This window comes from Cryobacterium sp. TmT2-59 (genome assembly GCF_004403545.1).
Classification (GTDB): Bacteria; Actinomycetota; Actinomycetes; order Actinomycetales; family Microbacteriaceae; genus Cryobacterium; species Cryobacterium shii.
Map to the genome: position 1 here is coordinate 1 of NZ_SOGM01000046.1, position 10,039 is coordinate 10,039.

The 10,039-nt window shown below is 69.8% G+C and carries 10 protein-coding genes; 2 read left to right on the forward strand and 8 right to left on the reverse strand.

From position 1 onward, the window contains the following. Positions 1 to 172: 172 nt before the first annotated feature. From rbsD to E3T24_RS07825, 8 genes are all read right to left on the reverse strand, one after another. Entirely contained in the window at positions 173 to 556 is a 384-nt protein-coding gene (rbsD, locus tag E3T24_RS07790; protein ID WP_134367774.1) for a D-ribose pyranase, read from the reverse strand. After that, complete coding sequence (locus tag E3T24_RS07795) at positions 553 to 1,527, reverse strand: ribokinase (protein ID WP_134434497.1); 975 nt, start codon at positions 1,525 to 1,527, stop codon at positions 553 to 555. Before E3T24_RS07795 ends, rbsD begins: the two co-directional genes overlap by 4 nt. Continuing rightward, on the reverse strand, positions 1,524 to 2,468 hold the full coding sequence (locus E3T24_RS07800; protein WP_134367826.1) for a substrate-binding domain-containing protein: 945 nt from the start codon (positions 2,466 to 2,468) through the stop codon (positions 1,524 to 1,526). Before E3T24_RS07800 ends, E3T24_RS07795 begins: the two co-directional genes overlap by 4 nt. Positions 2,469 to 2,529: 61 nt before the next feature. Next, positions 2,530 to 3,501 (reverse strand): ABC transporter permease, encoded by a 972-nt coding sequence (locus E3T24_RS07805; RefSeq protein WP_134367778.1) that lies wholly within the window; start codon positions 3,499 to 3,501, stop codon positions 2,530 to 2,532. Between the two features lie 17 nt (positions 3,502 to 3,518). Then, positions 3,519 to 5,027 (reverse strand): sugar ABC transporter ATP-binding protein, encoded by a 1,509-nt coding sequence (locus E3T24_RS07810; RefSeq protein WP_134367780.1) that lies wholly within the window; start codon positions 5,025 to 5,027, stop codon positions 3,519 to 3,521. Position 5,028: 1 nt separating this feature from the next. After that, positions 5,029 to 6,063: a LacI family DNA-binding transcriptional regulator gene (locus E3T24_RS07815; RefSeq protein WP_134367782.1), complete on the reverse strand. Its 1,035-nt coding sequence runs from the start codon at positions 6,061 to 6,063 to the stop codon at positions 5,029 to 5,031. 141 nt (positions 6,064 to 6,204) lie between these two features. After that, positions 6,205 to 7,752 (reverse strand): GGDEF domain-containing protein, encoded by a 1,548-nt coding sequence (locus E3T24_RS07820; RefSeq protein ID WP_134367784.1) that lies wholly within the window; start codon positions 7,750 to 7,752, stop codon positions 6,205 to 6,207. A 186-nt stretch (positions 7,753 to 7,938) separates the two neighbouring features. Continuing rightward, complete coding sequence (locus E3T24_RS07825; protein ID WP_134367786.1) at positions 7,939 to 8,781, reverse strand: SDR family NAD(P)-dependent oxidoreductase; 843 nt, start codon at positions 8,779 to 8,781, stop codon at positions 7,939 to 7,941. 139 nt (positions 8,782 to 8,920) lie between these two features. On the opposite strand from E3T24_RS07825, the gene E3T24_RS07830 reads away from it, so the two are divergent. Next, a complete protein-coding gene (locus E3T24_RS07830) occupies positions 8,921 to 9,535 on the forward strand; it encodes a hypothetical protein (protein WP_134367788.1) in 615 nt (204 codons plus the stop codon). A gap of 247 nt (positions 9,536 to 9,782) precedes the next feature. Next, positions 9,783 to 10,039: histidine phosphatase family protein (locus E3T24_RS07835; RefSeq protein ID WP_347232651.1), on the forward strand; the 257-nt coding region annotated here is incomplete at its 3' end.

Below are 10,039 nucleotides of genomic sequence, written 5' to 3' on the forward strand. Positions count from 1 at the left end.
ACAGGGTTTAACACCCTCCGCCTTCGATTAACAGCGTCCACGCCGGGCCAGTCCGATCTGACTAGACGTGTACCGCTACCGACAATCGATTAGGACTCACTCATCTAGTGCGCGTTCCCTGCCGGATCCTGACCGGTGGTTCGCCCTGCAGCCTGGATTCAGGCGGAGAGCGTCAGAACGAGACTCCGCAGACCAGCGCCGCGTTCGCGAACGGCGTGGCCTCGCCCGTGCGGATAAAGAGCTTCGCCGAGGCGGAGAGGCTCTTCAGGTCCTCGTGACTGATGTACTCGATCTCATCGAAGCGCTCGGACAGCCACGCCCCGGCGGGCGCGGTCCTGGCTTCCTCCGCCGCGACGCAGCCCTGGAATACGAGCTCGTCGCGCAGGGCGTCGAGCACCTGCTCGAACCGCGGAATGCCGTGCACCAGCGCCAGGTCGATCACGGGGACCCCCCGAGGGATCGGCATGCCGCAGTCCGCGAGGAGAACGATATCCGTGTGCCCGAGCCGGGCCAGCGCGCCCGACAGTTCGGCGTTCAGGATGCCCCGCCGCTTCATGCGGGCACCGTCCCGTCCAGAGTCGGCAGCGCGTCGGCGAGGGTCGGATACGAGGTCTGGGTTCCGCGGCTCTGCACCGCGAAGGCCCCGACTCGCACGGCCAGCCGAACGGCCTCCGACAGGGTCACCCCCGCGGCCAGCTGTGCGCTCAGGGCGCCGACGAAGGCGTCGCCGGCTCCGGAACTGTCCACGGCGACGACCGTGGGCGAGGCCACGGTGTGGGTGCCGTCCCAGTCGGCGCAGATGGCTCCCTTCGCGCCGCGGGTCAGCACGACGGATGCGACGCCCCACTCCAGCAGCCGGGCGACAAGCTCGGCGTCCTCCGTCGGGATCGGGCGGTCCGGCTCCAGTTGCGCGAGCACGAGGGCGGCCTCGTGCTCGTTCACGACCAGCGGGTCCGCGCGGCGGATCGCCGCGGCATCCAGTGGGATCACGGGCGCCAGGTTCAGCACGACGCGCCCCGTCGCCAGCCGCGTTGCGGCGACGATGCCCGCGGCGGGGATCTCGCCCTGGAGCACCACCACGGCGGCCGACGCGATGACGGCCGCGTTGGCCTCGACGGCCTCGGCCCCCATCATCGCGTTGGCACCGGGGATGACCACGATCGTATTCTCCCCGTCGTCGGCCACCGCGACCAGGGCGAGCCCGGTGGGACCGTCGACAGTTCGCACGGCCGACTGGTCGACGCCCGCGCGGGTCAGGATCGCCGTAGCCACCTGGGCCTGCGAGTCCCGGCCGACGGCGCCGACCATGCGCACGGAGGCGCCGAGCTGGGCCGCGGCCACGGCCTGGTTGGCGCCCTTGCCGCCGGGCAGGAACTCCATCGACGTTCCGATGAGGGTCTCGCCCGGCTGCGGGTGCCGGTCGATCCGGATCAGCTGGTCTACGTTGATGGATCCGACGACGACCACCGACCCGGGCCCGGTGTCGCCGGACGGTGCAGGGAGAGTGCTGCCGGTGAAGTCACTCACTTGGCGAAGTCGCCCACATTCGTCTTGGTGACGGAGACGACCTCGACGGGAACGTTCTTCTCGATCTTCTCGCCCTTGATGGCCTTGACGGCCAGTTCGACGGCGAGCTTGCCGAGTTCGGCCGGCTGCTGCGCGATGGTGGCGACGAGGGTGCCGGCCTTGATGGCGGCGAGTCCGTCGGAGGTGCCGTCGAAGCCGACGACGGAGACCTCGGTGCCGGCCTTGGCGCCGAGGGCCTGGATGGCGCCGAGCGCCATCTCATCGTTCTCGGCGAAGAGTCCGGTCACTCCCGGGTTGGACTGCATCAGGTTGGTGGTGACGTCGAGCGCGGCGGCTCGGTCGAAGTTCGCGGTCTGCTTGGCGACCACGGTGATCCCGGGGTAGGCCTTCATTCCCTCTTCGAAACCGGCGCCGCGGTCGCGGCTCGCCGACGTTCCGGAGACGCCCTGCAGTTGGATCACGCTGCCCTTCTCGCCCATGGCCTTGGCGAGTTCGTCGGCAGCCTGACGGCCGCCCGCCACGTTGTCGCTGGCGACAAGGGAGTCGAGGTCGGCACCGTTGACCGTGCGGTCAACACCGATGACCGGGATACCGGCCTTGAGCAGGGCGTTCACGGACGAGGCGGCGGCATCCGAGTCAACCGGGTTCACGATCACGGCCTTGGTGCTGCCCGAGGCGGCGGTCGCGAGCTGGTTGGCCTGGGTGGCCGAGTCGTTCTGGGCGTCGACGATGTTCAACTGCACTCCGGCGTCCTTGGCGGCGGCCTGGGCGCCGTCGCGCAGTTCAACGAAGAACGGGTTGTTCAGGGTGGAGATGGCCATCACGATCTTGTCGCCGGAGGCCTCGCCCCCGCCGCCACGGCCGCAGGCGGTGGTTCCGGCCAGGATCAGTGCCGCGGTGGCAGTCAGTGCTGCAATTTTCAAAAACGAGGACGACTTCATTGTTTTTCCTTTGGGTGTAGTTGGTGTAGTTGGTGTAGTTGGGTGGTGCGGGGTGAGAGGGTCAGCTGTTGCGGGTCTTGCGGCGCAACACGTCGACTCCGACGGCGAGGGCGATGACGAGGCCGATCACGACCTGCTGCCAGAACGAGGTGACGTTGAGCAAGTTGAGGCCGTTGCGGATGACGACGAGCACCAGGGCGCCGACGAAGGTGCCGGAGATCTTGCCGAGGCCACCCGAGAGGGACGCACCGCCGATGACGACCGCGGCGATGGCGTCGAGCTCGTAGCCGGCCGCCGCCTGGGGCTGGGCGGAGTCGAGGCGGCCGGCCAGCAGCAATCCGGCGAGGGCTGCGAAGAGGCCGGCCAGGGCGAACACGGTGACGAGGATGCGCTTGACGGGCAGTCCGGACAGCCGCGCCGCCTCGGCGTTGCCGCCGACGGCGTACATGGAGCGGCCGATCACGGTGCGGTTGAGCAGGAACGAGGCAACCAGGGCCGCGAGCACGAGGATCACGATCGGCATCGGCACGGGTCCGATGTTGCCGCCGAGGAAGGAGACCTCCGCGGCGGTCTTGATCGGGCGGCCGTCCGAGATGACGAGGGTCAGGCCGCGGGCGACGCTGAGCATGGCGAGGGTGGCGATGAAGGAGGGCAGCTTGCCGTAGGCGTTGGCCAGTCCGTTGATGGTCCCGGCCAGGAGACCGACCGCCAGGCCGCCCAGGAGGGCGAGCCAGCCGGGGAGGCCGCCGCTGGCGAAGAGCCAGCCGGACGACATGGCCGACAGGGCCGCCACGGCGCCCACCGACAGGTCGATCCCGCCCGCGACGATGACGAAAGTCATACCGAAGGCCAGCACGGCCACGGTCGACACCTGGATGCCGATGTTGAGCAGGTTCTGCGCGGTCAGGAAGTCGGGGGTCGCGATGAACAGGGCGATGCAGAGAACGACGAGGCCGACGAGGGCGCCGTTGTTGGCGAGGAACTTCTTGTAGTTGAAGCTTCGGCGCTTCGCCGGCAGGATTGTGGTGGACATGGTGTGCTTCCCTATCTCTAATCGTTCTGCTCGTCGACATCGCGGGCGGCGAGTGTCATGACTGCGTCTTGGGTGGCTTCGGCCGCGGTGAGCTCGCCCGCGATCCGGCCGTCGCGCATCACGAGGATGCGGTCGCTCATGCCGAGAATCTCGGGCAACTCGCTGGAGACCATCAGGATGGCTCCCCCGGCCGCCGTGATGGCGTTCATCAGTTCGTAGATCTCGACCTTGGCGCCCACGTCGACGCCGCGGGTGGGCTCGTCAAGCAGCAGCACCGTGGAAGCGGCGATGATCCAGCGGCCGAACACGGCCTTCTGCTGGTTACCGCCGGAGAGAGCGCGGATCGGCTGGTCGATGGTGTGCATCCGGATGCGCAGCTTCTTGGCCACTTCCGAGGCCCGGCGGCGCTGGCCGGTGAAGTCGACCAGCCCCATCCTGGCGGTGGACGCGAGGGTGGCGTAGCCGAGGTTGTCGTTGACGGATGCGTCGAGCACCAGCCCCTCTCCCTTGCGGTCCTCGGGCACGTGCCCGATGCCCGCGGCGATGGCCGCCGGGATGCTGCCGTGGGGCAGGACCTGTCCGCGCACCGCGACGGAGCCGGAGGAGTAGTTGTCGACCCCGGCGATGGCCCGGATCAGTTCGGTGCGGCCGGCTCCGACCAGCCCGGCGATGCTGAGCACCTCGCCGGCCTTGACGGTGAAGCTGATGTCGTCGAACTTTCCGGCCGAGGTGAGCTTCTCGACCCGGAGGATCTCGGCGGCCTCGCCCGAATGTCCGGCAACGCGCGGGAACTGGTCCTCGATGCTGCGGCCGACCATGAGTTTGACGAGGTCGGCTTCGGGCGTGGACGCGGGCACTTCGGCGATGAATTCGCCGTCGCGCAGCACGGTGACGGTGTCACCGACCTCGGCGATCTCGTCGAGGTGGTGGCTGATGAACAGCATCCCCACTCCGCGGCGGCGCAGGTCCGCCATCACGGCGAACAGGCTTTCGGTCTCGTGGCGGGTCAGGGCGGCGGTGGGCTCGTCCAGAATCAGGATGCGGGCATTGATGCTCAGGGCCTTGGCGATTTCGACCAGTTGCTGCTGGGCGATGCCCAGCTCGCCGACCAGGGTGTCGACGTCGACGTCGAGCCCGATCAGGGCGAGGGCGGCGCGCGCCCGGTTGCGCAGGGCGCTGCGGTCGACCATGCCGTGTTTGGTGGGCGTGCGTCCGAGCATGACGTTCTCGGCGATGCTCATCGTGGACACCAGGTTGAGTTCCTGGTGGATGGTGGCGATTCCGAGCTCCTCGGCGGCCCGGGTCGTGGGCAGGACGACCGTCTTCCCGTCGACGACGATGTGACCGGCGTCGGGTTGGTACACGCCCGCCATCATCTTGATCAGGGTGGACTTGCCGGCGCCGTTCTCGCCGAGCAGCACCTGCACCTGGCCGGCGTAGACGCTGACGGTGACGTCTTTGATGACCGTCACCGGGCCGAAGCTTTTGCCCACGTTCTGCAGGGTGACCAGTGGTTCTTGACTCATTTCAGTTCTTCCTCGGGCGGAGCCCGGCTGAGGGGGAGATGGGCGACGACGATGAGGCCCGGATGATGAGTTCGCTGGGCAGCACCACCGATTCCGGGGTACCGCCGGCGATGACCTGCAGGAGCATCTCGACGGCCAATCGGCCCATGTCTTCGACGCTGTGGGAGATGACGCTGAGTGCGGGGTTGAGCAGGGCGAACCACTCGACGTCGTCGAAGGCGATCATCGCGATGTCCGTGCCGATACGCAAGCCCCGCTTGTGCAGGATGGCGAGGGCGCCCACGGCCATCAGGCTGTCCGCGGCCAGCAGGGCGGTGGGCGGCTCGTCGAGGTCGAGCAGCGCATGCACGCCCGCCGAGCCGCTCGCCGCCTGGAAGTCACCGAAGTAGACGAGTTCGGGGTCCTGGCTGAGCCCGGTGTCCGCCACGGCAGAGGTGAAGGCCGCGAACCGCTCCCGACCGGTCGAGGTGGCTTGCGGGCCCGAGATGTACCCGATCCGGGTATGACCGACGGATGAGAGGTGCTCGACGGCCTGGCGGATGCCGGCCTCACTGTCGGTCGTCACGCTCGGCACATCGATGCCGTCCACCGTGCGGTCGACGAACACCGTGGGGATCTCCCGCTCGATCAGGGAGGCGATGCTGCCGCTGCCGTCGCCGAGCGGCGCCACGATGATGCCGTCCACCCGGCGAGAGATCAGGGTGTCCAGGTAGCGGTCCTGCTGTTCCTTGCGCTCATTGGCGTTGCCGAGCAGGGTGACGTACCCCTCGGAGAGCGCGGCCTGCTCGACGGTGTGGGCGAGGTCGGCGAAGAACGGGTTGCGAACATCCGACACCAGCAGGCCGATGGAATCGCTGCGGGTGGAGCGCAGTGCCCGCGCCTGGGCGTTGGGCCGGTAGTCCAGCTCGGTGATGGCCGCGGCCACCCTGGCCCGCGCCCCGGGCGAGGTGGCCGGGTTGCCGGAAAGCACACGGGACGCGGTGGCCGCCGAGACGCCGGCCAGCGACGCCACATCCTTGATCGTGATCTCCGCCATCGTGTCACCCCTTTGTGTTCATGGAATCGTTTCCATGGAATCGATTCCATACTAGATCGCGAGGTGAGCGAATGTCAATGCGTGCCGCCCTGCGAGCCGCAACGGGCCGACCCCTGCCGGGCGGAGAACCGACCCGGCCGATCAGGCCTGGGGCGCGAGGCCCCGGTCCGCGTTAAGCAGCCCGAGGGCGAAGTACTCGACCCGGTTCTTGCCCTGCGCCTTGGCGGCGTACATCGCCACGTCGGCCCGGTGCACCAAACCCTCGACGCCGACCCCGGGGATCGCCGTCGCGACGCCGATGCTGGCGCCGACCCGCACGGAGCGCCCGCCTGCACCGCCGCCGATCGGGAAGGGTGCGTGGATGGCCGCCACCATCCGCTCGGCCACCGCGGCCGCGGCCTCCGGGGTCGTGTCCCGCAGCAGCACCGCGAACTCGTCGCCGCCGAGTCGGGCGCAGAGGTCCGTCGGACGGGTGCAGCGCAGCAGCCGGGCTGCCACATCCACCAGCAGGGCATCGCCGGCGCCGTGACCTAAGGCGTCGTTGACGTCCTTGAAGTCGTCCAGGTCGAGGAACAGCACCTGCGTTTCATGCGAACCGGCCTCGGCGATCGTCTCGGCCAACCCGGCCAGGAACGACGATCGGTTGTCGAGCAGGGTCAGCGAGTCGGTGCGGGCCAGCATCGTCAGGTCCCGGTGGGCGTCGCTGGTGCGGATCGCCAGGGCCACCTGGGCGACGAGGCCCCGCACCGACAAGAGAACCTCGGCGGGCATCCGTCTGGGGGCGCCGACCAGCAGCCAGCCGCGGTGATCGCGGCCCTCGAAAGCCAGGCACTCCCACATCACGGGCGTTCCGACGGCGGCGTTGAGGGGTGCCGGGTCGAGGATGCGCGCGTAGGCGGACCCCGGCCGGGTGAACAGCACGTCGGCCGCCAGCCGGGTCGGCGCCGTGCGGAAGGTGCCGGCGGTTCCGTCCACTCTGAGGTCAGAGCCTTCCGCAACCACTCTGAGCAGGCGCAGCCCGGGAGCGGCGGCGCATAAATCGGTCGAGGCATCCCAGGCCAGGGCGATGATCGCGTCAGGGTCTACCGCGCCGAGCAACTGGGCACCGGTCTCGGCCAGAACCCGGTCGCGGCCGATGCTCTGGTCCCGGGCCACGAGGGATTTGCCCAGCTGCCGGGCGATGGCCACGGTGACGAAGAGGGCGGGAAGCACCGCCGAGTAGATGCCGGGATCGATTCCGAACTCGGTCCCGAACAGCAGCGGCCACAGCCCGAAGGGCAACCCCAGAGCGGCCGCATAGAGGCAGACCCGGAGCAGCGCCTGCCAGGCGGAGCCGTACAGGCTGCGAAACCACAGGGCCCCGAACACGACAATCACCACGGCCCCGGGCTGGGGTGAGGCGAGCGCGATGCCGATGAGCGCCGCCGCATCGACGATGTCCAGCCCGACGGGGGCACTCCCGCGGCGATAGCCGAAGATCCAGGAGGCAGTGAGCATCAGCGCAGCGGCCGGGCCCAGGATCATCAGGCCGCCGCGGGCGCCGAGGAGCACGCCGGGAACGGTGAGCGCCGCCGAGACCACGGCCAGCCAGAGGAAGAGCCAACGGACGCCGTCCGCGACGCCCCGGGGCCGCGCCGCGGCAATCGGGCGGGCCCGATCGAGCACGAGGCCGTGCGCCGCTGCGTCCATGCTTTCAACGTAGGCGACGGCCGCCGCCGTGTCCCCCTAAACGAGGACCCCAGTTCGGGGGCAGGCGGGCGCCGGGTGCCGGTCGCCCGCCATCCCTCTCGCACCGCCAGTGCGTCCATTCCGGTCGAGAGTGCCCGTTGCGCCGGTCACACTCGACCGGAACGGTCACACTCGGCGGGCCTGTGGCTAGGGCCGGGGACGTCCGGTGAACGCGTCCATCGACCGGTAGACGCCGAATACCCGGCCCGCAACGGCGTCCCAGAGCGGCAGCGGCAGCACTCCGCGCACCACGGTGGAGAGCCCGACCGTCCACGGCATCGTGAGCATCGGACGGCCGGCGAGCATCGCCCGCCACACCCGGTCGACCACGTGATCCGGGGTCATCAGCGGAGTCAGCAGCGGCCCGCGGGCCCCCTCGAACATGCCGGTGGAGATGTAGCTCGGGCTCACGGTGGTGACCTTCACGTGGCCGTACCTCTGCTGCACCAGTTCGAGGCGCAGCGAGTCGCTCCAGCCGATCAGGGCCGCCTTGGACGCCGCGTACACGCTCATCCGCGGGTTGGACAGCAGCCCCGCCGCCGAGGCGACGTTCACGATCCGGGACTCCCGGCCCGGGTTGTTCATCATCATCGGCAGGAATTCCCGGGTGATGTACATGGGCGCGAGCGCGTTCACCTGCATGGTCGGCCGGGTGTCGTCACCGTTGTCGTGCTCCCAGAAGAAGGATCCGCGCACGATGCCGGCGTTGTTGATCACGATGTCCGGGTGTCCCACCTCGGTGCGCACCCGCTGGGCGGTCTGCGCAATCGCCCCCAGGTCGGCGATGTCCACGACGAAGGGGGCCACGAGGGTGCGGCCGGCCGATCGCTCGGTCAGGATGGCGGCGGTCACGGCGAGCGCCGCGGCATCACGGTCCCAGAGGATCACGGCCTCGGCGCCCTCGGCCACGGCCCGCTCCGCGTAGAGGCGGCCCATGCCCATGGCTGCGCCGGTGATCAGCACGCGGGCTCCGGAAACGGTTCGAGTCATGGACCAATCATCCCAAGAAGGGCGGACCCGCGTCTTACGCCGGGCGCCGGCTCGGCGCTGATCCGCATTCCAGCGGCTACTCAGCGACGGATGGGATCGTAGAGATCCCCGACTCAGCACCCGAGCCAAGGAGCACACCATGGGATTCTTCGACCGACTCTTCGGAACCGAACCGCAGGCGCAACGCGAGCAGCGGCCCCGCCCACCCCAGCGCACCGACGACGAGATCGCCGTGGAGCGTTACCAGTACCTGCTGCGCACGGCGCCGCCCGAGACGATCGAGCAGGTGCACACGGAGGCGTTCAGCAAACTCACCGATGAGCAGCGGGACCTCCTCTTCCGCCAGCTCAGCGAGAGCGTCGGCGCGAGCGAACGCCCGGCGAACGCCGAGCCGGCCGCGCTGGCTCAGGCGGCCACCCGGGCGGAACTGCGGCAGCCCGGCACCCTCGCCCGCAGCTTCGGCAACCAGGGCGGCTCGGGCCAGGGCGGCCCGAGCTTCGGCAGCATGGTCGGCAGCTCCCTGCTCGGCACCGTCGCCGGCTACGTGATCGGTTCCGCGCTGGTGAGCGCCTTCCTGCCCATGGATTCCGGTTCGACGGATGCCTCCGGCGACTCGGGCGATTCCGGCGGAGGCGACTCCGGTGGAGACTCCGGCGGCGGCGACGGCGACGCGAGCGGCGGTGCCTCGGGCGGCGGAGATTTCGGCGGTGACTTCGGCGGCGGCGGAGACTTCGGCGGTGACTTCGGCTTCTGAGCCACCCGCCCCTCCACCCGCCCACGCGACTTCCCCCTGCCCCCTGCCGCGAGTGCGGGTGAATCGTCGGTTTGGACGCCCCATACCGACGATTCACCCGCACTCGTGGCCGGACGGCGGACCCGGCGGGACGACTGCCGTGCCGGGACAGTGGCGGGGCTGTAACCTGAGGATTCGCGGTGGAATGGCGTCGCGACGGCGTGTGCCGCGGCATCCGTCGGCTGAGACTGGAACAGGGCTGGTCATCGTGCGCGAAGCCGGGGTGTTGATCCTGCTGCGGCACGGCGAGAGCACCGCGAATGCCGCCGGGCTGTTCACGGGTGTGCTCGATGCGCCGCTGTCGGAGCAGGGCATCCGCGAGGCGCACGCCGCCACCGCCCTGCTCAACCTCGCGCTGGCGGGCGAGCTCCTGCCCGGTTCCGGCGCCGGCGCCGGCGCCGGCGCCGGCGCCGACCCGCCCCCGGTCACCCTCCTCACCTCGACGCTGGCGCGCGCGCGGCAGAC